The organism is Nonomuraea sp. B5E05, from assembly GCF_039880665.1.
In the GTDB taxonomy this organism is placed as follows: domain Bacteria; phylum Actinomycetota; class Actinomycetes; order Streptosporangiales; family Streptosporangiaceae; genus Nonomuraea.
Genome location: NZ_JBDPMJ010000002.1, coordinates 69,817 through 91,050, shown reverse-complemented (window position 1 = coordinate 91,050; position 21,234 = coordinate 69,817). Strand labels below are relative to the sequence as shown.

At 72.5% G+C, this 21,234-nt stretch carries 21 protein-coding genes; 10 read left to right on the top strand and 11 right to left on the bottom strand.

From position 1 onward, the window contains the following. The first annotated feature begins 35 nt into the window (after nucleotides 1–35). Complete coding sequence (locus ABGB01_RS03850; RefSeq protein ID WP_347770338.1) at nucleotides 36–431, top strand: recombinase family protein; 396 nt, start codon at nucleotides 36–38, stop codon at nucleotides 429–431. 520 nt (nucleotides 432–951) lie between these two features. Then, a complete protein-coding gene (locus ABGB01_RS03845) occupies nucleotides 952–1,455 on the top strand; it encodes a universal stress protein (RefSeq protein ID WP_347770336.1) in 504 nt (167 codons plus the stop codon). Between the two features lie 47 nt (nucleotides 1,456–1,502). Here ABGB01_RS03845 and ABGB01_RS03840 read toward each other — a convergent pair whose 3' ends face one another. Beyond that, a complete protein-coding gene (locus tag ABGB01_RS03840) occupies nucleotides 1,503–1,877 on the bottom strand; it encodes a DUF6223 family protein (protein ID WP_347770334.1) in 375 nt (124 codons plus the stop codon). A gap of 156 nt (nucleotides 1,878–2,033) precedes the next feature. Then, nucleotides 2,034–2,432, bottom strand: coding sequence for a DUF6223 family protein (locus tag ABGB01_RS03835; RefSeq protein WP_347770332.1), 399 nt, complete (start codon nucleotides 2,430–2,432; stop codon nucleotides 2,034–2,036). Nucleotides 2,433–2,707: 275 nt separating this feature from the next. On the opposite strand from ABGB01_RS03835, the gene ABGB01_RS03830 reads away from it, so the two are divergent. Both ABGB01_RS03830 and ABGB01_RS03825 read left to right on the top strand, forming a co-directional pair. Then, nucleotides 2,708–3,958, top strand: coding sequence for a sensor histidine kinase (locus tag ABGB01_RS03830; RefSeq protein WP_347770330.1), 1,251 nt, complete (start codon nucleotides 2,708–2,710; stop codon nucleotides 3,956–3,958). Then, complete coding sequence (locus ABGB01_RS03825; protein WP_347770328.1) at nucleotides 3,955–4,653, top strand: response regulator transcription factor; 699 nt, start codon at nucleotides 3,955–3,957, stop codon at nucleotides 4,651–4,653. Before ABGB01_RS03830 ends, ABGB01_RS03825 begins: the two co-directional genes overlap by 4 nt. A 55-nt stretch (nucleotides 4,654–4,708) precedes the next feature. Here ABGB01_RS03825 and ABGB01_RS03820 read toward each other — a convergent pair whose 3' ends face one another. From ABGB01_RS03820 to ABGB01_RS03810, 3 genes are read right to left on the bottom strand one after another with little or no spacing between them, the layout of a single operon-like run. Next, a complete protein-coding gene (locus ABGB01_RS03820; protein ID WP_347770326.1) occupies nucleotides 4,709–5,188 on the bottom strand; it encodes a hypothetical protein in 480 nt (159 codons plus the stop codon). Continuing rightward, the gene (locus ABGB01_RS03815) at nucleotides 5,185–6,681 is read right to left on the bottom strand and encodes a HAMP domain-containing sensor histidine kinase (protein WP_347770324.1); all 1,497 of its coding nucleotides are present in this window, start codon (nucleotides 6,679–6,681) and stop codon (nucleotides 5,185–5,187) included. The genes ABGB01_RS03820 and ABGB01_RS03815 overlap by 4 nt, the downstream gene beginning before the upstream one ends. 9 nt (nucleotides 6,682–6,690) lie before the next feature. Continuing rightward, entirely contained in the window at nucleotides 6,691–7,365 is a 675-nt protein-coding gene (locus tag ABGB01_RS03810; RefSeq protein ID WP_347770322.1) for a response regulator transcription factor, read from the bottom strand. 190 nt (nucleotides 7,366–7,555) lie between these two features. Here ABGB01_RS03810 and vanY-N point away from each other — a divergent pair, with 190 nt between their 5' ends. Together vanY-N and ABGB01_RS03800 are read left to right on the top strand one after the other, a co-directional pair. Continuing rightward, on the top strand, nucleotides 7,556–8,101 hold the full coding sequence (gene vanY-N, locus ABGB01_RS03805) for a D,D-peptidase/D,D-carboxypeptidase VanY-N (RefSeq protein WP_347770320.1): 546 nt from the start codon (nucleotides 7,556–7,558) through the stop codon (nucleotides 8,099–8,101). A 73-nt stretch (nucleotides 8,102–8,174) separates the two neighbouring features. Continuing rightward, the gene (locus ABGB01_RS03800; RefSeq protein ID WP_347770318.1) at nucleotides 8,175–10,208 is read left to right on the top strand and encodes an ATP-binding protein; all 2,034 of its coding nucleotides are present in this window, start codon (nucleotides 8,175–8,177) and stop codon (nucleotides 10,206–10,208) included. Nucleotides 10,209–10,238: 30 nt separating this feature from the next. Here the strand turns inward: ABGB01_RS03800 and ABGB01_RS03795 are convergent, their stop codons facing one another. From ABGB01_RS03795 to ABGB01_RS03780, 4 genes are all read right to left on the bottom strand, one after another. Continuing rightward, nucleotides 10,239–10,931, bottom strand: a complete 693-nt coding sequence (locus ABGB01_RS03795; protein WP_347770316.1) for an aspartate/glutamate racemase family protein — start codon at nucleotides 10,929–10,931, stop codon at nucleotides 10,239–10,241. 177 nt (nucleotides 10,932–11,108) lie between these two features. Beyond that, a complete protein-coding gene (gene murF, locus ABGB01_RS03790) occupies nucleotides 11,109–12,479 on the bottom strand; it encodes a UDP-N-acetylmuramoyl-tripeptide--D-alanyl-D-alanine ligase (protein WP_347771230.1) in 1,371 nt (456 codons plus the stop codon). A gap of 5 nt (nucleotides 12,480–12,484) precedes the next feature. Next, nucleotides 12,485–13,441: a D-alanine--D-alanine ligase family protein gene (locus tag ABGB01_RS03785; protein ID WP_347770314.1), complete on the bottom strand. Its 957-nt coding sequence runs from the start codon at nucleotides 13,439–13,441 to the stop codon at nucleotides 12,485–12,487. A 203-nt stretch (nucleotides 13,442–13,644) separates the two neighbouring features. Then, on the bottom strand, nucleotides 13,645–14,784 hold the full coding sequence (locus ABGB01_RS03780) for a hypothetical protein (RefSeq protein WP_347770312.1): 1,140 nt from the start codon (nucleotides 14,782–14,784) through the stop codon (nucleotides 13,645–13,647). A 456-nt stretch (nucleotides 14,785–15,240) separates the two neighbouring features. Between ABGB01_RS03780 and ABGB01_RS03775 the strand changes: the two genes are divergently transcribed. Continuing rightward, nucleotides 15,241–16,317, top strand: coding sequence for a protein kinase family protein (locus ABGB01_RS03775; protein WP_347770310.1), 1,077 nt, complete (start codon nucleotides 15,241–15,243; stop codon nucleotides 16,315–16,317). On the opposite strand, the gene ABGB01_RS03770 is transcribed toward ABGB01_RS03775, so the two are convergent. Further along, nucleotides 16,309–17,181: a GNAT family N-acetyltransferase gene (locus ABGB01_RS03770; protein WP_347770308.1), complete on the bottom strand. Its 873-nt coding sequence runs from the start codon at nucleotides 17,179–17,181 to the stop codon at nucleotides 16,309–16,311. The two genes, ABGB01_RS03775 and ABGB01_RS03770, sit on opposite strands and share 9 nt — an antisense overlap. 104 nt (nucleotides 17,182–17,285) lie before the next feature. Next, nucleotides 17,286–18,020, bottom strand: coding sequence for a VOC family protein (locus tag ABGB01_RS03765; RefSeq protein ID WP_347770306.1), 735 nt, complete (start codon nucleotides 18,018–18,020; stop codon nucleotides 17,286–17,288). Between the two features lie 89 nt (nucleotides 18,021–18,109). Between ABGB01_RS03765 and ABGB01_RS03760 the strand changes: the two genes are divergently transcribed. Genes ABGB01_RS03760 through ABGB01_RS03750 form a run of 3 tightly spaced genes read left to right on the top strand, consistent with a single transcriptional unit; the run spans nucleotide 18,110 to nucleotide 21,176 of the window. After that, nucleotides 18,110–18,643: a PadR family transcriptional regulator gene (locus ABGB01_RS03760; RefSeq protein WP_347770304.1), complete on the top strand. Its 534-nt coding sequence runs from the start codon at nucleotides 18,110–18,112 to the stop codon at nucleotides 18,641–18,643. Then, nucleotides 18,640–19,380: an ABC transporter ATP-binding protein gene (locus ABGB01_RS03755; protein WP_347770302.1), complete on the top strand. Its 741-nt coding sequence runs from the start codon at nucleotides 18,640–18,642 to the stop codon at nucleotides 19,378–19,380. The genes ABGB01_RS03760 and ABGB01_RS03755 overlap by 4 nt, the downstream gene beginning before the upstream one ends. A 5-nt stretch (nucleotides 19,381–19,385) precedes the next feature. Continuing rightward, nucleotides 19,386–21,176: an FtsX-like permease family protein gene (locus ABGB01_RS03750; protein WP_347770300.1), complete on the top strand. Its 1,791-nt coding sequence runs from the start codon at nucleotides 19,386–19,388 to the stop codon at nucleotides 21,174–21,176. The last annotated feature ends 58 nt before the right edge of the window (nucleotides 21,177–21,234 follow it).

The following is a 21,234-nucleotide window of genomic DNA, read 5'->3' as shown; positions in this document are numbered from 1 at the left end:
CTTCACCTGCCACAGGCGGTCAAGCGTCTCCGTTTATGCAGGTAAGAGGCTACTTCGTTGGAAATTTCTTCATTGCTACCGGGACCCCCGCCTCCGCCGCGCACCCCGGCGACACCCTCACCGTCTCAGAGCTGTTCCGCCTCTGCCGCGACCTGATGGACATCCACGCCGTCCGGGACTGGTGCCAGGCCCGCGGCGTCGTGCTACGAGTCCTTTCCGGGCCGCTGTCTAACTTCCACGACCTGGCCGCCGAAGACGCCACCACCGCCCTGATCATCAACGTGATCACCGCCGTCGGGCAGTTCCAGCGCGACCTGCAAAACGAACTGACCGCCGAAGGGATCGCCGCGGCCGAAGCCGAAGGCCGCTACCGCGGCCGGCCACCCGCACTCTGGAGACCAGATCGAGGAAGTGCGGGCGGCGTTCCGTGACCAGGGCGCCTCGATCGCGGGTCTCGCGCGTGAGCACGGGGTGAGCCGAGTCGCCGTGCGCACCGCACTGGCCGACCTGCTGCCCGACTCAAGGACCCCGCCCCCTCAGTCCTGATCGACAGATGGGCCACCCGCATCCGAACGGTAGACGGCGGTAACTCCGCCCGAACCGGCTCGCTATCGCCGTTGGCCGTTTCGGTTGCTGCTCACGGGCCGAACAGTCCGCCCGCTCGGTCGGCCACGGCCGCCGAGAGCCGACGCGGTATAATCACAGGTGAGACCCGGTTTTCCGGGCGCGGCGGTGGGGCCCGCCGCCTCCGCCTACGAGCGGGGACAACCACGGAGTGCGTCTTCGTCAACGGTCCCTACCAGTGGTGTTCCGCTCAGGTACTGGTAGGGAGCGGCCATGAAACTCCACGGCCCCGCAATGCGCTTGACGATCTTGCTGTGCGAGAACCATCCGCGCCTTCCTGCCCCGGCCAGACGAGCTCATGTCCGAAGGGTGAGGGAGAGCAGTGTGATGAACCACCGTGGTGAGCAACCGACGCCGGCACCCGGGCGGGGAGCGGAACGTCAGGCGCTGTGGCTGGTGGTGGGATACGACCGGCATCCGGCCGCGCAGCGCGCGCTGGCGACCGCCGCCGACCTGGCCGTCCGGCTGGGGGCGCGGCTGCTGGTGGCGCATGTCGTCGATCTGGACGACTACCCCATCGATCCCGACGCCTGTGACTGGGACGCCTACGCCGAACAAGCGGTGGCCCGCGAACGCGCCCAGGCCGAGGCCCTGCTCGCCGGTCACCCGCTCCCGTGGAGCTGGCAGGTCGACCATGGGGATCCGGCGCAGAAGCTGGTGGATCTGGCCGCCCGCCACCAGGCCCTGATGATCGTCATCGGCGCGGCCCGGCATGAGTGGGGCACCCACCTTCTGACCGGCTCGGTCGCCAAGCACCTCGTCCGCCACGCCGACCAGCCGGTGCTGCTGGTCCCCGAGCAGCCCTCCGGCTGGAGCCCTCCGATCGAGTGATGGGTGCGCTGCGGCGGCCGCGGCTCGGGCACCGGCCCGGGGCCGGGTCAGGCGGTGCGGCGGGAGCGGGCCAGAGCGAGCCCACCGAGGATCATGGCGATCAGCCCGACCACCAGGTCCACCCAGCCCCCGACTATCCCGTAACCGGTGCCGGGACCGCCTTCGGCGGCGGCCACGACCAGCCCGCCGATGACCGTGCAGGCCAGCCCCGCCCCCAGGGCCACGATGGCCCCCCTTCTCCCGTTTCCGGCGCCGATACGGCGGGCGGAGCGGGCCAGAGCCAGCCCGCCGATGACGGCGCCGGCCAGCCCCAGCAGCGCGCCCACCACGGACCAGAGACGCCCAGAGGTGAAGGTGTAAGCATCGACGGGCTGGACCAGAACGTGCGCGGCGGCGGTGGTGGTCAAGTGGTGGAGGGACATGAAGATCCTTTCGGTCGGATGACGGGCCCGCAGCGCGCTGGCTCGCCTGTGCCGGTCGAGATGCCGGTGACGAGCCCGCGCGTCTGGGAGGCGCCGTGTGGTGATCGGTTGTGTGCGGTTGTTCGGGTCTCGATCGTGGGCTTGTCCTGGCTGCGGTCAGCCGCTCAGCTCGCTCTGGCGGGAGCGGGCCAGAGCCAGGCCGCCGAGGACCGCACCGGCCAGCCCCAGTACCAGGGCCACGGCCGCCCCGAACACTCCGTTGCCGGTGCCGAGACCGCCGTCGGCGACGGCCAGTTTCACCGCGCCGTTGAGCCCGCCGATCAGCCCCGTCCCCAGGGCCACGGTGGCCGCCCCTCTCCCGCCGTTGCCACGACGGACGGAGCGGAGCGCCGGCCAGCCGATGATCACGCCGGCCAGCGCCACCAGTGCGGCCACACTGGCCCAGATCCGCTCGGGGGTCCCGATGAACGTGTCGACACCCTGGCCCGCGCATTCTGCGGCCGTCGTACAGACTGGCGAGGCCACCTGCGTGGCCAGCACAACCAGGACGGACATGGAGCATCCTCTCGGTCGGATGACGGGCGCCCGCAGCACGTGGGTCACGGTGGCTCGGCCTATGCCGGCCGAGGTTCTGGTGACGAGCGTGAGCGCCCGGCGGGGGTTTCACTGACTCGATCGTCGCGCCGTCGAGGCAGGCACGGCCTCCGCCGGCGGATGGCTGCCTCTACGCAGTTCCGCGTAGAGGACTCGTGCCCCGGTACGCCCGTCGTCGTAGGCGGCCGCGCCGCTGGGCGGAGTGTTCTCGCGGGCGGCAACCGTAGGATCGAGGCATGAAAGGCCGCGCCGTGTCGTTGCGCCTGCCGGTGCCGGCACAGGATGTGTTGCTCGCGCTGTTCATCACCGTGATGCAGGTGCAGGGCACGATAGTCCGCAATGCCGGCGAGGTGGTGCAGCGTCCCCTTACCGACCTCGGAAACCTCGGATATGCCCTGCTGGTCGCCAGTGGTGTGGTCGTCGCCGTCCGCCGCCGGTGGCCGGTGCCGGTGTTCGTCGTCGCCGCGTCGGCCAGCTTGGTGTACTTCGCTCTCGACTTCCCGGACGGGCCCGGCTGGCTCGGGCTCTTCGTCGCCCTGTACACCGTGGCCGCCTACGGTGACGGGCGCCGGTCGCTGGTGATCGCTGGCGTGGGCACCTCGGTGCTGGCCATCGGCTGGCTGGTCGCCGCGGCCGACATCGAGCCACGCGCCGCCATCGGCTGGGTGTACTTCCGGATCGGCGCGTCGGTCATGAGCGCGGCCCTCGGCGAGTCCGTCCGGTCCCGGCAGGTCATCGCGGCCGAAGCTCAGCGGCGCGCCGAGCTGGCTGAGCGGACTCGTGATGAGGAGGCGCGGGCGCGTGTGGACGCCGAACGGCTCCGGATCGCGCGCGAGGTCCACGACACCGTCGCTCACGCCATAGCGATCATCAACGTGCAGTCCGGTGTCACCGCGCACGTGCTCGACAAGCGGCCGGAAGTGGCGCGCGAGGCGCTGCGGGCCATCGAGCAGACCAGTTCCCGGGCGCTGCGGGAGATGCGGGCCATCCTCGGGGTGCTCCGTGACGACGACGATGACGACGGGCGGGAGCCGTATCCCCGGCTGGGGCAGATCGACGAACTGGCCGCCAAGGCACGCCAGGCGGGGCTCGACATCAAGCTCGAGGATGCCTCGCCCGCGACGCCGTTGCCGAGCGCGGTGGGAAGTGCCGCCTACCGGATCGTTCAGGAATCGATCACCAACGTGATCCGCCACGTCGGCCCGACCCGCGTGACGGTGGAGCTGAAGGCCGGGATCGAGGCGCTGGAGATCCGCGTGACCGATGAGGGCCGCCGTGCCGCCCGAGATCATGACTCGGCGGGTCCGCGCCTGCCGGCCCGGCATCCGAGCAGCACGGGCCGCTCGGCCAAGCCCGGCCGCGGGATCGCCGGCATGCGCGAGCGCTGCCGGCTCCTGGGCGGAGAGCTCGACGCCGGGCCGCTTGCCGGCGGCGGGTTCGAAGTCAGGGCACGGCTGCCCTTCGCGCCGACCGGGTCGCGCCTGTGAACGCGGCGACCGCTTCACCCTCGGCCGGCGCCCCGATCAGGGTGCTGCTCGCCGACGACGAGGCCCTCGTGCGGTCCGGGTTCAAGGTCCTGCTCGACCTCGAGGACGACATCACGGTGGTGGGAGAGGCCACCAACGGCGCCGAAGCCGTCGAACGGGCCCGAGCCGGCCGCCCCGACGTCGTCCTCATGGACATCCGCATGCCACAACTGGACGGGATCCAGGCAACCGCCCAGATCGTCCGGACGCGCGGGTTGGAGCAGGTGCGGGTCCTCATCCTCACCACCTACGACACCGACGAGTACGTCTTCGACGCCCTGCAGGCAGGCGCCAGCGGCTTCCTGCTCAAAGACGCCGGGCCGGCCGAGCTCCTGCATGCCGTCCGGGTGATCGCCGCCGGGGACGCGCTGCTCGCGCCGCGGATCACTCGACGCCTCATCGGCCAGTTCACCGCAAGGCGAACGGCCGCCAGGGCGGCGGAGGACCGGCTCGCGGAGCTGACCGAGCGCGAGCGCGAAGTGCTGGCCCTGGTGGGGCAGGGCCTGAGCAACCACGAGATCGGTGCCCAGTTGTTTCTCAGCCCGGCCACCGCGCGCACCCATGTCAGCCGCGCGATGACGAAACTGGGTGCGCGCGACCGTGCGCAACTGGTCGTCATCGCTTACCAGACAGGGCTGGTCAGCCCGGCGACGTAGGGCGCCGCCAGGCCGGGCTCGGGCAGCGACCGGCATCTGCCGCGTCCGGTCACCGTCACCGCGGGCACTCCCGGGGGCCGATGCTCTGCCCCGCACCGAGGACGGTGACCTGGGCAGGGTTCTCCGGCACCAGGGCGGCCGTGCACACGATCTGGTCGACGGCCAGTGCGGACAGTTCGCCGGCCGGAGTGGACAGGGTCACCACCAGGTGGCCCGGCTTGACGGCCACCGAGAACGGGCCGGCGTCGCGTGGGATGTCGGTGGTGATCCCGCGTGCCTGTTCGCTCGGCGTGGGTCCCTCCGCCAGCAGCATGAGCGCGTTCGTTCGGGCTGGTCCACGAGCGGATCGCCGCGTCACCGTGCTGAGCCGGCCGTCCTTCACCAGGTAGAGGGTGATCTTCCAGGTAGGTGCGACGGGTCCGCTCGGCGGGGCGCCGACGGGGATGGCGTCGCTGGGTTGCACGCCGCAGCCGGCCACGGCGACGAACGGCACGAGGCCCACGGCGAGCACCAGGCGGGCGAGCCAGGCCTTCACTCGGGGCCTCCATCCGGATCGGGTGCCCGGCGTGGCAGGCGGAGCGCGAAGACGGCGCCGCCGTCCGGGGCGTTGGTGACGGTGAGGTCGCCTCGGTGCAGGCGCGCGTTCTCCCACGCGATGGCCAGGCCGAGGCCGCTGCCCTCGGACCTGGCCCTGGCCGCGCTGGCCTTGTAGAAGCGGTCGAACACGTGCGGCAGCACCGCTTCGTCCAGCCCCGGTCCGTGGTCGCGGACCTCGACGACGATCCAGTCCTGGTCGGCGCGGAGCCGTACCGACACCGGTGGCTCGCCGTGCCGCAGGGCGTTGCCGACCAGGTTCGCGAGGATGACGTCCACCCGGCGCGGGTCCAGCCGTGCCGTCACCGCGGGGGCGAGTTCGGTGTGCACCCGCTCCGGCCAGCCTCGGGTACGCAGGGTCGCGCGTACCAGCTCGGCCACGTCGACCTCGTTCAGTGCGAGGGCCGCGACGCCGGAGTCGAACCTGCTGATCTCGATGAGGTCGTTCACCAGCCCGGTGAGGTTGAGCGTCTCCTGGCTGACCAGCCTGGCGGCCCTGCCGGCGGGCTCGGGCAGCCCGTCCGCCTCGTCGTCGAGGACGTCGGCGACCGCGGCGAGCGCGGCCAGCGGGGTGCGCAGCTCGTGCGACACGTCGGCCACGAACCGGCGGGCGTCGGCCTCCATCTCGCGCAGCTGCTCGACGTGCCGTTCCAGCTCCGCCGCGGTGGTGTTGAACGTGCGTGCCACGTCGGCCAGCTCGTCGGCGCCGCGGGCCTCGACCCTGGCCCGCAGGTCGCCCTCGCCCAGCAGGCGTGCCGCCCGGCCCAGCTCGCGCACCGGGCGCAGCACGCCACGGGTGGCCAGCAACGCCAGGACGACCGCGAACGCCAGGGCCGCCCCGCCGTTGAGCCAGGCGCGTGCGGCGAGCTCGTTGATGCTGCGCTGTTCGGGAAGCAGGCTGTGCAGGACGTAGACCTCCATGCCGGACATCCGCGCCGTCCCGTCCGGCTCGGCGATCAGCAGCGGCGCGCCGATGAGAAGGTAGGGCGCGCCCTGCCACAGCATCACGCGTTGCCACGCGACATTGCCGCCGGCCACCTCGCGCCGCAGGGACAGTGGAAGCATCCCGGGATCCACGACCGGCGGGTCACCACCCTGCCTGTGGAGCCCCGGCGAGCCCTCCGGCGGGTCGGCCGGCGCCGGGTCGCCTGTGGAGTACGCCCCGCGGTAGGTGGCCATCGCACGGACGTTTCCTTCGATCATCTTGTTGGCGATACCGCGGAGCTCGTCCGGGCCGGGCTCCGCACTCCGCAACGGGAAGAGCTCCTTCAGCCGGCTCTTCGTCGCCTGCACCGCGGCGTCCTGGGCTCGCTGGAGGATGGCGTTGCGAGCCTCGACGTACATGCCGCCGGCCACCGCCGCCGCGGTGACCACACACAGCAGCGCGAACGCGGACAGCAGCCGGGCACGCAGCCCCAGGCTCGGCCGTGGCACCACCGGCGGTTACACCGGCCCGAACCGGTAACCGAACCCGCGCACCGTCTGCACGTAGACGGGCGCCGCCGAGTCGTCCTCGATCTTCGCGCGCAGCCGCTGCACGCACGCGTCCACCAGACGCGAGTCGCCGAAATACCCGTGCTCCCACACCGACTCCAGCAGGTGCTGGCGGCTGTGCACCCGGCCCGGCGTGCCGGAGAGCTCGAGCAGCAGGCGCAGCTCGGTCGGGGCGAGGCCGACCGGCACGCCGCGGTGGGTGACCACGAGCCCGGCCCGATCGATGGTCAGGTCCCCGTGCCGCTCCAGCTCCTCCTGGTCCCGGCCGATCCGCCGCAGCACCGCGCGGATGCGGGCCTCGAGCACTCTGGGCTGCACCGGCTTGACCACGTAGTCGTCGGCGCCCGCCTCCAGCCCGGCCACCACGTCCATGTCGTCGCCGCGCGCGGTCAGCATGATGATCGGCACGTCCCCGGCGGCCCGGATGCGGCGGCAGACCTCGAACCCGTCGATGCCGGGCAACATCAGATCGAGCACGACGACGTCGGGCAGGTCCATGCGCAGCCGGTCCAGCCCCTGCTCGCCGGACTCCACCGCGCGCACGCGGTGCCCGTGCCGGGTCAGGGCCAGCTCGAGGCCCTCCCGCACGGCCGGGTCATCCTCGATCAACAACACTCGCGACACGCCGCCGAGTTTCACCGCACGCTCCGTATCTCGCCCGCCGGTCAACCCCATCCACTGTCGGCCGGTCGTGTCCCCGCCTCGTCAGCGCCGTGTCATGGTCGTGTCACGGTCTCGACGGCGGTGGCCGCCGTCGAGAAACGATGACATGCGGCGGACAACGCACGCATATTCGGCGCCAATCGTAGTCGCCATGAACGAACCACGCACCATCCCACCTCGGCCCCGCGACCGGCTGTTCGCCGTGGTCACGCTGGTGCTCGCCGTTCTGCTGCTGCCCGCGGCGTTCGTCCGCCGTCCCGGCCGCGCTCGCGAACTGGCGTGCACCTGGGCGTTACGGATGCGCTTCCCGGCCGAGGACCTCACCGGGCTCACCGACGGCGCCCTGGCGGCGTTCACCGCGGCCCGTACCGAGGCGCTCTGGCGTCACGGCCAGCTGCTCGGCCTCACCTCGGGCTACCGCGATCCCCTCGTCCAGCAGCGGATGTTCGACGAGGAGGTGCGCCGCTCCGGCTCCCCCGCCTCGGCACGCATGCTCGTGCTGCCGGCCGCGGAATCCAGCCACGTCAAGGGCATCGCGCTGGACGTGCGCCCCCACGAAGGGGCGCGCTGGCTGGAGGAACACGGCGCCCGCTACGACCTCTACCGCATCTACGACAACGAGTGGTGGCACTTCGAGTACCGCCCGGACCACGGCGGCACGCCACCACCCCGCCGGCCCCACCCAGGCCTGGGCTGACGGGGACCAGCCGCGGGGACGTTGACGGGTTCGCGCCCGGAACCGGCGGGCGTTCGGAGAAGGGTCAGAAGATATGTCATCGGGATTGCTGGGATGGCGCCTGCAAGCGGCGCGGGAGACGGCGTTCGTGGGGCGGGAGGAGGAGCTCGCGGTCTTCAACGCGGCGTTGTACGGCGGCGGCTGCAGTGTTCTGTACGTGCACGGTCCCGGCGGCGTCGGGAAGTCGGCCTTGCTGCGGCGCTTCGCCGGCGAGGCCGCGGCGGCGGGGCGGCCGGTGTCCATGGTGGACGGGCTCATGCTGGAGCCGGCGGGCTCCGGGGCCGACTCCGGGGCCGAGCCGGTGCTTCGTGATGCGGACGCGGTGTTGCTGGTCGACCACGTCGAACGCGTGCAGGGCTGGGAGGAGTGGCTGCGGGAGCGGTTCCTGCCGGGCGTGCCCGTGGGGGCGCTGGTGGTGATCGCGGGGCGGTATCCGCCGGACATGCGGTGGCAGGCCGATCCGGGATGGGCGGGGGCGCTGGAGGTGCTGCCGCTGCGCGGCCTGCGGGCCGGGGACGCGCAGGCCCTGCTGGACTCCCGCGGGGTGCCGGCCGAGTCGCGCGAGCCGCTGCTGGCCTTCGCCGGTGGACATCCGCTGGCGCTGCTGCTGGGGGCGGCCGCGGCGGTGAAGGACGGCGGGGCCGGCAGGCGGTGGACGCCGGATCAGGGCGTGGTGGGCACGTTGCTGGATCAGCTGGTGGGCGAGTTGCCCTCGGCGGCGCACCGGCACGCTCTGGAGGTCTGCGCGCATGCGCGGGTGACGACGGAAGACCTGCTGCGGGCCGCCCTGCCGCAGGACACCGGGACGTTGTTCGGCTGGTTGCGGCGGTCGCCGTTCGTGGAGTCGTGCGGTCTCGGGCTGTTTCCGCATGACGTGGTGCGCGAGGTGGTGGAGGCGGACCTGCGGTGGCGCGACCCCGAGGGGTACGCGGCGATGCACGACCGGCTGCACGCGCATCTGGCGGAGAGGGTGCGCACGGCGAGCGACGTGGACGTGCCCGGCGCGGTGGCGGCGCTGCTCTTCCTGCGTCGCGGCAACGGGGCGCCGGCCGGTTCGCGCCGCTGCCGCGGCGAGGACGAGTTCCAGGAGGAGCTGGTGCGGCCGGAGGACGTCGGCACGCTGGTCCGGGTGGCCACGGCCGCCGAGGGCGCGGCGTCCGCGGGCTGCGCCGCCTTCTGGGCCGAACGGCAGCCGCAGGCGTTCCGGCTGTACCGGCGGACCGGAACCGGCGAGCCCGTGGCGTTCTCCGCCTGGCTGAGCCTGGCTGAGCTCGATGAGCGGGAGCCGGCGGCCGATCCCCTCGTGGCCGCGGCGTGGGCGCATGCGCGTGCCACCACTCCGTTGCGCGCCGGCGAGCACGTGGCGGTCGGCCGGCTGTGGGCGCTGCCGTCGTATCGCGAGCATGCGCCGCTGTCGGAGGCGATCCGGTGGCGGATGATCGCCCATTGCCTGCGGGCCGAGCGCATGGCCTGGTCCTGCATCGCGTTACGGCATCCGGACCAGGAGTGGGTGGAGCGTTTACGGCATTACGGGATGCGTACCGTCTCCGAGGAGCCGCGGCTGGGCGATGACGCCTACACCCTGTTCGTCCATGACTGGCGCGCGGTGCCGGCGCGGGCATGGCTGGAGCGCCTGAACCACCCGCCCGTCGCGGGCCCGAGCGCCGCCACGGCGGAACTGGCGGTGTTGTCGCAGGCGCAGTTCGCCGAGGCGGTGCGCAAGGCGTTGCGCCGGCTGGCGCGGCCGGACGCGCTGGCCGCTTCCCCGCTGACGCGCACCAGGCTGATCGCCGAGCGGGCCGGGCAGGATCCTGCCGCGGCGCTGGGCGACGTGCTCCGGCAGGCGATCGACGAGTTGCGTGAGGATCCGCGTGCGGTCAAGTTCCACCGGGCGCTGTCCGTCACGTTCCTTCGCGGGACTCCCACCCAGGAGCTGGCCGCGGAACGGCTCGGCCTGCCTTTCACCACCTACCGCCGCCACCTGGCGGCCGGCATCGAACGCGTCTGCGCCGGCCTGTGGCACCGGGAACTGTACGGCGCCGGCGCGCCGGTGTACCGGTCCACCTGACCCGCCGCATCGTGCCCACGGCGTACACGATCAGTCGGCGAGCGCGAAGGCGGCCGCCGCCTCCGCGTGCAGCCGAGCGCTCGGCAGCACCGGGATGGCGCTGTCCTTCTCGCCGACCAGCAGCTCGATCTCCGTGCAGCCGAGGATGACGCCTTCGGCGCCGTCGTCCGCGAGACCTTCGATGATCTGGGCGTACGCGTCCCTGGACGATTCCCGGAGCGCCCCCCGCACCAGTTCGTCGAAGATCACGCGGTGGACCAGTTCGCGCTGCTCACGCCGCGGGACGACGACGTCGAAGCCGTGGGCGGCCAGCCGGTCCCGGTAGAAGGGCTGCTCCATGGTGAACCGGGTGCCCAGCAGGCCGACCTTGCGCATGCCCCTGGCGCGGATCTCGGCGCCCAGCGCGTCGGCGATGTGCAGCACGGGCACGCTCACGGCCCGCTCCACGTCGTCGCTCACCCGGCTGAAGGTGTTGCTGCAGATGAGCAGGAGGTCGGCGCCGAGATCCGCCAGTTTCCCGCCGGCGCCGGTCAGCAACGTGCTCACCTCGTCCCAGCGGCCGGCGAAGATGAGGTCCTCGACGGTCGTGTAGTCGACCGACCAGATGAGGCTGTTGGCGGAATGGCTGCCGCCGAGTCGCTCGCGTACCCGCTGGTTGATGATCTGGTAGTAGATCACCGTCGATTCCCAGCTCAACCCGCCGATGAGACCGATAGTGCGCATGTAACCCCGTTTCGCCAGCTTGTGCCGGCAGGCTAGACGGGGCTCCTGCTCATTCTGTAGGCCAGAAGTTGTCCAGCCGTCCGGCCCCGCGTCGATGCCACCAGGCGAGCACGCGTCGTGACGTGCGGACGCGCCGGACGGTGTCCGCGTCCGCGCTGCCCCCCGGTCAGGCGCCGGTCAGGCGCCGGCCAGCGCGCGGGCGCACGCGCCGAGCCCGATCTCGCTGGAGGCCTTGACGAGCACCACGTCCCCCGGTTCGAGCAGCGCGGTGGCCAGGCTGAGGGCCCCGGCCACGTCCTCGACGCTGTGGACGGCCATCTCCGGGTTCGACGACCGCGCCGCCCGCGCCATCGCGAGCGGATCCCCCGCTCCGACCGCGATCAGCACGTCGAAGCGGAGGCCGGCGACGAGCCGGCCCAGCTCCGCGTGCCGGGCGCGCGAGGCGTCCGCCTGCTGCCCCATCGCGCCGAGCACGGCGACGGTACGACGGGCGCCGGCCAGGGCCTTCACCGCCCGCAGCCCGGCCCGCATGGATTCGGGGCTGGCGTTGTAGGCGTCGTTGACGATGGTGATGCCGTCAGGTCGTTCGGCGATTTCCAGCCGGCCCGCCGAGCGCCGCCGTGCGGCGCTCAGCCCGCCGGCGATCTCGGCGGCACCCAGGCCCAGCACGGTGGCGACGGCGGCGGCGGCCACGGCGTTGCTCACCTGGTGCTCACCTATGAGGTCGAGCTCGACCGGGGCGCGGCCGGAGGGCGTCACCAGCTCGAACGCGGTCCGTGCCCCGCCGGTCATCCGTACGTTCCCGGCTCGCACCTGCGCCTGCGCCGACCTGCCGTACCACAGGATCCGCGCCTTGGTACGGCCGGCCATGCCCCTGACGTAAGGGTCGTCGGCGTTGAGCAGCGCGAACCCGTCCGCCGCAAGCGCCTCGACCAGCTCGCCCTTGGCCTCGGCCACGTCGGCCTGCCCGGCTCCCATGCGCTCCACGTGTGCGGTGCCGACGTTGAGCACCAGCCCGACCTGCGGCGGTGCGAGCCCGGTCAGATACGTCAGATCGCCCTTCCGGCCCGCGCCCATCTCCAGCACCAGGTAGCGGGTGGTGGCATCGGCACGCAGCACGGTGAGCGGCAACCCGAGCTCGTTGTTGAACGACCTGTCGGTGGCGACCGTCGCGGCGTGCCGTTCGAGCACCTGGGCCAGCAGGTCCTTGGTCGTGGTCTTGCCCACGGAGCCGGTCAGGCCGATCACGGTCGGGCTGATGTGGTCGAGAACGTGCCTGGCCAGCAGGCCGAGCGCGACCTGGACGTCCTCGACCACGAGGGCGGGCACGCCGACGGGCCTCGAGGCCAGCACGGCGACGGCGCCGCCCGCGATGGCGCCGGCCGCGTGGTCGTGACCGTCGACGTTGGCCCCGGCCGTCGCGGCGAACAGGCCGCCGGGCAGCACCTCGCGGGAGTCGACCGCCGAGGGCGCCGTCACCGTCGCCTGCGGGTCGCGCACGTCGTGGAGGATCGCGCCGACGACCCGCGCGATCTCGTTCAGCGTCATGGGGATCACGAGCGGCTCCTGGTGAACGCCAGGTCGATGAGGCGGCGCAGCAGGTCCGGGTACGGGACACCGCTGGCGGCCCAGGCCCTGGCGTAGACGGAACGGGAGGTGAAACCGGGCATGGTGTTGATCTCCAGCACGTACAGGCGTCCTGTGTCCTCGTCGTAGAGGTAGTCGACACGGGCCAGGCCGTAGCCGCCGATCGCCCGGAACGCGCGCAGGGCCAGCTCGCGCACGTCCTCGGCCACGCGCTCCGGCAGCGCGGCGGGGATGGTGGCGATCTCGGCCCCGCTGAGGTATTTCGCCTCGTAGTCGAGCCAGGCGCCGGGCACGATGAGCTCGCCGGCCACCGAGACGTCCGGCGTGTCCTGGCCGCCGAGCACGCCGCAGATGATCTCGCGTGCCGTCACGCCCTGCTCGACGACGACCATCCCGTCGTAGGCGAGCGCCAGGTCCACGCCCGCGCGCAGCTCCTCCATGGAGGTGACGCGCGAGATGCCGATGGAGGAGCCCATGCCGGCAGGTTTGACGTACATCGGCCAGTCGAGCGACTTCACCAGACCCCAGGGGTCGGTGGTGGTGCGCCACTCGTACTCGGTGAACCACACGTGCGGAGTGACCGGGATGTCCTCCGCCAGGAACGCGCGCCGCATCGCGACCTTGTTCATGCCCACGGCCGAGGCCAGCACGCCGCAGCCCACGTACGGGATGCCCAGCGTCTCCAGGAGGCCCTGGACGACGCCGTCCTCGCCGAACGGCCCGTGCAGCACGGGGAAGACCACGTCCGCCAGATCGGGCCGCGGCTCCACCGGCCATCTGCCCTGCCGGTCGATGATGACGGCGACGGGCTCGTACAGATCTTTCGGCAGGGCGTCGAGCACGGCCTGCGCCGACTGCAGCGACACCTCATGCTCGGCCGACGGCCCGCCCGCCAGCACGGCCACGCGCACGCGTTCACTCACGATCGATCAGCCTTTCCGGCGGCAGGACCAGCCCGCCGAGTGTCGGCTTCTCGCCTGACCGGTTACCAGGCCATTCGCTGTCCGCTTCCCGACCGACCGGGCCTGTTCAGGACGCGCCCGGCCGTCAGGACGAGCGCCGGGCGCGTGCGCGAACAGGCGGGCCGGAAGGCACAGTGCGCTCCCTCGTGGCGGACTCCCGCTGGTCACGGGCTGTTGTGCAGCACTCCCGTCAGCCGGTCATAGCGGTAGACCCGCACGCTGGAATCGGCGCGGTCCCGCAGCCCTTCGGCCCGCACGACCAGCACGCCCTGGCGGACGCGGTCGTCGGTGCTGATGCGGAGCCAGGGCTCACCGTCACGCAGCGCGGTGACGTCCTCCACGAGATCGCCCCTGCGCCCGGCCGCGATGGCGTACGTACGGCCTTGCGGCGAAGCGATGTCGATGCCGCCGTCCTGCCGGAGGGTGAAGGTGACGACGAGGTTGCCGCGGCCGCCGTTCGCCTCACCCACGAAGTCGTACAGCGGCGCCGGATCGCCCACGTAGTACTTCAGCCGGCCCAGGCCGGTGACGTCCATGCCGTTGTAGAAGTTGCGGCCGGACGGGTCGAGCCAGAAGTGCGGGTTGTGGGTGGGCGCGTCGAAGTCCGGGCCGGAGTTGTACGAGATGTGCCAGTGCGGAGGATTGTCGGCGTGCAGCGTGTTGTTGGTCTCGACGCCCATCAGCACGAACCGGTGTCCCTTCGCCGCGGCGACGTCCACCATGCCGGAGTCCCGCAGGATGGTGTGAGCCGCGACGAGCTGGTGAATCACCGACCTGACCGGGCCCGCCGGCCACGGCACCGTCGTCCACGGACCCGCGGCGCGGTCAGGGTCGTTGTGCTCGATCCGCCAGTTCATGCCCGGCGAGACGTCGGGATGGCTCCACACCTGCAGCGTCGGCTGGTTGGCGTCGGGCGAGGGCTGCGTCATCGGCAGCGTGAACGACACGCTGTGCCTGTCGCCGGGAACGCGGCGCAGCTCCAGCCGCGTGTCCTGGTGGACCACGGCCTCGACGCGCTCATCCGGCCAGCGGACCGTGACCTCTATCCCCGCGGCGTTCTGCGGGCCCTGGACGAACGTGTAGTACTCGGCGCGAGAAGCCACGGAGTATTTCTCACCGGGCAGGATCTCGTAACCGGCGGGCAGCACGACCTCGGGCCGGCCGGGTTCGCCGGGCCGGCGACGTACGACGCGGAAGGCCGCGTAGGCGGTCTGCGCCGCCGACGCGGCGCCGGGCAGCGCGACCGCCAGGCCGACGGCGGGCACGCCGGCCAGTAAGGCTCGACGGGACAGGGAACCGGACATGGGGACGTTCCTCTCGATCACGCCCTGGGGCTGGGCGGTCCGTCACACAGCGGGCACGCCTTCATCATGTGTCTCGTGGCCACCAGCGAAACCTCCCCCTCCGAAAGGTCGGTGAGTGGCGCGCGGTCGGCACGCCGCCCTCGGCGACGTACCGCGACGCCGCCGAGCACCGGGCACGCCACCGCCGGCACCACTGAACTCCCCGCCTCTCGTGGGGAAGATCGACGAGGGTGCGCGTCGTGCTTTCCGTCCCGCCGCCTCCCGGGTCGTCGATCTTCACTAGGGTGCAGTCAGGTGGGCGCTCAGGCCCGTCGTCTCCTACGGGTCCTGTCCGCCCCTTGCCCGCTCCGGAGGCCGATCCGCAGAGCCGTGCGCACTCGCGCTCGGCGCGACTGCGCGGCCATGGCGAGAATCGAGGTCGGTACCCAGGTGGAATCCGCAGCGAAGTGTCCTGACATGTCGCGCGATGCGCGTCTGACCGCCCACAGTTCCGTCTCCACGGCCCTGGCCTTACGCAGCGATCACGCCCTGCGCGAGCTCGTGGACACGGCCGTGCCGATCGGATCCGGCATCGGCGGGACGTCGGCCCTGCTGGAGGTCGCCGGAACCACGGTCTTCGTGAAGCGGGTGCCCCTGACCGATCTGGAGAGGCAACCCGAACACGTCCGGTCCACAGCGAATCTGTTCGACCTGCCCCTCTTCAGCCACTACGGCGTCGGCATCATCGGCGCGCCGGCCTGGGGGGCGTGGCGGGAACTCGCCGTGCACACCATGACGACGAACTGGGTGCTGGCGGCGGAACACGAGGGCTTCCCCCTGATGTACCACTGGCGGGTGCTGCCGGACTCGGCGCCCCTGCCCGACGAGCTGGCCGACATCGACCGGGTGGTCGCCTACTGGGGCGGCGGATCGCAGGTACGCCGCCGGATCCAGGCCCTGCGGGAGTCCTCGGCGAGCGTCGCGCTGTTCCTGGAGTACATCCCGCAGAACCTGCACCAGTGGCTGGGCGCCCAGGTCGAGGCAGGAGGCCGAGCCGCCGGCCAGGCCTGCGCCATGGTGGACAGGGAACTGGCGGCCGGCGTCTCGTTCATGAACAGCCGCGGGCTCCTGCACTTCGACGCGCACTTCGAGAACATCCTGACCGACGGCCGGCGCCTCTACTTCGCCGACTACGGCCTGTCCATCGCCTCCGGGTTCGAGCTGTCGCCGGACGAGGCCGGCTTCTTCGACCGGCACCAGACCTACGACCGCTGTTACAGCGCCACCTATCTGGTGAACTGGCTGGTCACCGCTCTGTACGGGCTCCGGAGAGAGGACGGCGAGGGGCGCTACAAGCTGGTGCGCGCCTACGCGGAGGGCGAGCGCCCCACAGGAATCCCCGAGGAGGCCGCGGCGATCCTCGCCCGGCACGCGCCGGTCGCCAAGGTGATGTCCGACTTCAACCGCGCGTTCCAGCGCCGGAGCAGGCAGACCCCGTACCCGCTGGAGGCGATCCGCCGGCTCGGCGGGATGCGGAGCTCATCGTCAGGCTGACCCGTCGCGGTACAGGTCACGTCTCTCGGGCAACGGCTCGAGGCCGGCCGACTGGTAGGTGGCGACGGCGCCGACGTTGGAGCTCGGGGTGCACACGTCCACGCTGGACGCGCCCGCCTCCTGGAGTGCGCGCGCCGCGGCGACCGTGATCGCCCGGCCGTAACCGTGACCGCGGTGCGCGCGGTGCACCCCCAGCGGCTCGATCAGCCCTGGCCTGCCCTCACCCGCCGACCACACCGTCACGGCCGCCACCGCCTCGCCCTGCTCATCGCGTACGGCCAGGCACCGCGCGCCGGCATACGGCGCGCCTGCCGCCATCGCGTGCCAGCGCTCGCCGGAGAACGTCGACCCGTCGAACGACGCCCGCAGGACCGCGGCCCACTCGTGCGCCTGTTCCGGCCCGATCACCTCGACGCGGACACCGGGATCCGGCACGGGCGCGCCTAGGTCACGCCGGAGCGGCGTCCACGGCTCGCCGATTTCCCAGCCGTCCCCGGACAGCAGGTCACGGACCAGCGCGCCCACCGGCGCCTCGACGTACACCTTGCCCTCGGGCAGCACACCGCGTTCAGGCGCCGACACGTCCTCGGCCACCCGCCGCGCCAGTTCCTCGTCCTGCCACGCCTGCGGCGCGAAGGCCAGCCGCAGCAAGTCCGCGCCGTCGAGCAGCCCGACCGCCAGAATGTCCCCAGCCCGGCTCCAGGTCCGCGTGGCCTGCGCCGTCCGCTCCGCGCCGAACCGCCAGAACCACCCCACATCCCCCGGATGCACCTGCACAGGCTGTCCGTCGTGCTGCCACTCCCCCAGCACCCGCACCACGTCACCGAGCCCGTCGATCTCCGGCCCGCCCATCTCGATCGTCATCCCCCGATCACACACCATCCCGCCGGCCCTCCGCATCCGGATTTCCGGCCCGCGGCCGGCCGATCGCGGTCGCCGTGATGACGCCCGCGCCCGGCCGCTCCGCGTCAGGCCGGGCCGAGGACGCAGAACTCGTTGCCCTCCGGGTCGGCCAGGACCGTCCACGGGACGTCGCCCTGGCCCACGTCGGCGGGCGTCGCACCGAGGACCTGCAGCCGGGCCACCTCCGCCGCCTTGTCGCCGCCGTGGTACGGCAGGAGGTCGAGATGGACACGGTTCCACACGGTCACGCGGGGCGTGCGATGGAACGTCAGATACGGGCCGACACCCTTGGCGGAGCGCAGCAGCGCGTGATCGTCGCTGACCTCGAGCAGGGTCCAGTCCGTCGCCTCGTCCCAGAACCGGGCCATGGCCCGCGGGTCCGTGCAGTCGACCACCACCGCGGCGATCGGCCCGGTGTCCCGGAGGCCCTCCCGGGGTTCCAGCACGCAGAACACGTTGCCCTCCGGGTCGGCCAGGACCGTCCACGGGACCTCGCCCTGGCCCACGTCGGCGGGCGTCGCGCCGAGCTCCTTCAGGCGCGCGACCAGCTCCGCCTGATGGGCCGCAGAGGTGGTGGCGAGGTCGAAGTGCACGCGGTACTTCACCGTTTCGGGGTCCGGGACCCTGACGAGGTCGACGTAGAAGGCGCCGGGGTCCGGCCAGTCGAAGCCCTCGGGTTCGAGGTTGGTCACGCCGGGTCCCTCGCTGGAAACGCGCCAGCCGAGCGCCTGCGCCCAGAACCGGCCGAGCGCCGAGTCGTCCCGAGCCTTGATGTTCACCTGAACCGGTCGCAGTGCCATGCCGCCCAACCCTATGCCCAGCCGGACGCAGCGTTTTGACACCTCCTATGGATAACCGCTATCTATTAGCCAACCGTTAGGGAGGTGACATGCAGGACGCAGTGCTGGCGATGCTCGCCAAGGAGCCGTCGCACGGATACCACCTGCACGCTCGGCTGCGGCGCAGTCTTGGCCCGCTGGGCGAGTCGATGAACCGCGGCCAGATCTACGTGACGCTGAACCGGCTGGAGCGAGCGGGGCTCGTGGTCTGCGAGCGGGCGGACGGCCTGCCCGAGCGGCCGGAACGCAAGGTCTACGCGCTGACGCCGGCCGGGCAGCAGCGGGTGGCCGCCTGGCTGGCCGAGGTGGGCTGGCCGAAACCGGACCTGGCGGAGTTCCATCTCAAGCTCGCCGCCGCCGCAACGGCCCGGCTGGCCGACCCGGTGGAGCTGGTGGCGGCGCAGCGCCGCGAGTTGCTGCGCCGGCTGCGTGAGGCGCAGCAGGCGGCGCTGGCCGAGCCGGCGGGGTCGGGCGCCGGCCTGCTGCTGGAAGGGGTCGTGCTGCGGCTGCAGGCCGACCTGCGCTGGCTGGACGCCTGTGAGCGGGCCTGGTCCAAGGTCGATGACGAAGTCGAGGGTGGATGAACGTGTCGAGTGCCGCGGTCCGGGCCTGCGGCCTGGTGAAGACGCATGGTCAGGGGCAGAGCCGGGTCCGCGCGGTGGACGAGGTCGACCTGGAGGTGCCTCAGGGACAGACTCTGGCGGTGATGGGGCCCAGCGGCTGCGGGAAATCCACGCTGCTGCACCTGCTGGGCGGCCTGGAACGGCCGACCGACGGGGAGGTGTGGGTGGCCGGGCGGCGCATCGACACGCTGAGCGAACGAGCACTGGCGCGCATGCGCCGCCGGTCGGTGGGCTTCATCTTCCAGGCCTTCCACCTGGTGGAGGAGCTGTCGGCGGCCGAGAACGTGGAACTGCCCGCGCTGCTGGCCGGACGCTCGCGCCGCCAGGCCAGGCGGCGCGCCGGCCTGCTGCTCGAACGGGTCGGGCTCGCCGCGCGCTCCCGGCACCTGCCCTCGCAGCTGTCGGGCGGGCAACGCCAGCGGATCGCCGTCGCCCGCGCCCTGGTCAACGACCCGCTGGTCGTCCTGGCCGACGAGCCGACCGGCAACCTCGACACCGCCGCGACCCTCGACGTGCTGAGGATCTTCCAGGAGCTGCGTTCCGCCGGGCAGACCTTCCTGATCGTCACGCATGACGAGCGGGTGGCGGCCACGGCGGACCGGCTGGTCTCGATGCGCGACGGGATGTTCGTCGACGACACCCGGCTGGCCGGCTCCCACCCGCGCGGGCTCGGCGGGCTGATCGGGCTGGAGGGCTGAACGTCATGGGCTCCCTCGTGCTCGTCCTGCGTCTGGTGCTGGCCGACCTGCGCAGGCACCGGGCCCAGGCCGCGATGCTCCTGCTCGCGGTGACCGTGGCCACCGCCACGATGGCCCTCGGCCTGTCCCTGCGGGGCGTGAGCGACGCGCTGTACGAGCAGACCCGCGCGGCCACCGCCGGGCCGGACGTGGTGGCACTTTCCGGCGCCACGGGCCCCGCCGTGACCTCGGCCCTGGCCTCGCTGGCGAGCGCTCCCGGCGTGATCGCCCACCACGGCCCCTACCGCATCGTCTACGCCGACCTCACCACGCGCGACGCCACGCCGTCCCGCGTCGTGGTGCACGGCTTCGCCGACAAGCCCGGCCCGGTCAACCGGCCGCTGGTGACCTCGGGTCACTGGGTACGCTCCGGCGGCACGGTCCTCGAGCGCGGCTTCGCCACCGCGCTGGGCGCCGGCGTCGGCGACCGCGTCACCATCGCCGGCCGGTCCTACCCCGTCGTCGGCATCGCCGTGACCGCGGCCACCTCCATCTACCCCGGGGCGGCGCAGATCGGCCCGGGCGGCGGCGGGAGCGACTACAGCGGCCTGGCCTGGATGACCCGGGACGACGCCCGCACGCTGGCGTCGTCCCGCGATCTCCCGGTGACCACGGCCATAGACCTCAGGCTGCGCGACCCCGCCGCCACCGAAGCCTTCCGCGACGCCCACCGCGACCCCGCCATGCCCGTCAACTTCCACTCCTGGCAGTTCACCGCCGCAGCGGACATGGGCCTGCTCAAGAACAGCCAGCCGATCCTCATCGTCGGGAGCTGGCTGCTCAGCTTCCTGGCCATCACCGGAGTGGCCGCGCTCGCCGCGGGACGCGCCGTCGAGCAGACGCGCCGGGCCGGGCTGCTCAAGGCCGTCGGCGCCGCACCGGGCCTGATCGCCGCCGTCCTGCTCACCGAATACCTGGCGCTGGCGCTGGCCGGCGACGCGCTGGGGCTGCTGATCGCCCGCCTGGCCGCGCCCGTCATCGCCAGCCCCACCGCCAGCCGGATCGGCGAGGCGGCCGGGCCGAGCGGCGCCACCGTGGCCACGGCGACCGTCCTCGCCGTGGCGGTGGCCGTCCTGTCCACGCTGCGCCCCACACTGCGTGCCCTGCGTACGGCGACCGTCACGGCGCTGACCGCCACCGCCCACCAGCCCCGTCACCGGCCCCGGCTCACCGCGCTGTCGGCGCTGCTGCCCACGCCGCTCCTGCTCGGGCTGCGGCTGACCGCCCGCCGGCCGGGCCGCGCCGTGCTGCAGGCGTGCTCCACCGCGACCACGGTGATCGGGATCGTCGCCCTGCTGACCCTCCACGCCCAGCCCGAGAGAGGCTACGGCCTGGACGGCTCCACCGTCCTGCCCAACCTGCGGGGCGAGCACGACCGCCTGCTGATGCTCGCCGTCACCATCCTGCTGATCGCCCTGGCCGTCGTGAACACCATCACGTTCACCTGGACCACCGCCATGGAAGCCCGGGCGACCATGGCCGTCGCCCGCACGCTCGGCGCCACCCCGGGGCAGATCTCCGCGGGGCTGTCGGCCGCCCAGCTCCTGCCCGGCCTGCCCGGCGCCATCATCGGCGTCCCGCTGGGCACCGGCCTGCTCTCGCTCTTCGCCGCCAGGAACGCGGTGGACCCTCCCTCGTCCTGGCTGTTCGGCGCCGTACTCGCGACCCTCCTGGCGACGGCGGCGTTCACCGCCCTGCCCGCACGCCTGGCGGCGCGCCGGCCCGTGGCGCAGGCCCTCAGCGCCGAAACAGGGTGATCCGACCCGCTCGTCAGAGCGGTCCTCAACGGGCCGAGGCCCGCGCAACCCGGAAAGG